This is a genomic window from Undibacterium sp. TJN19 (assembly GCF_049339485.1).
In the GTDB taxonomy this organism is placed as follows: domain Bacteria; phylum Pseudomonadota; class Gammaproteobacteria; order Burkholderiales; family Burkholderiaceae_D; genus Undibacterium.
Genome location: NZ_JBMPPL010000103.1, coordinates 1 through 209 on the forward strand (window position 1 = coordinate 1; position 209 = coordinate 209).

Sequence of the window (209 nt, forward strand, 5' to 3'; positions counted from 1 at the left end):
GTTGATACCACCAAAGAAATCACTGCCTACGCAGGTGTTGATGCCAACGCCACAGCCAAAGTATGGCTGAGCAAAGTCGTTGACGCTGCCACACTGGCCACAGCCCAGTCCACAGCCGATGCCACCATCGCAGCGATCGTCTCCAACAGCCCAGGCGCCCAAATCGTCCTGACTAACGGTACCGACATCGTCTCTGGCGAAACATTCAC

1 protein-coding gene is annotated in these 209 nt (G+C 56.5%); it reads left to right on the plus strand.

Annotated elements, in window-relative coordinates; all coding sequences use genetic code 11:
• The coding region (locus ACO0LH_RS28725; RefSeq protein ID WP_422944567.1) for a hypothetical protein at window positions 1-209 on the plus strand (209 nt) is incomplete at both ends.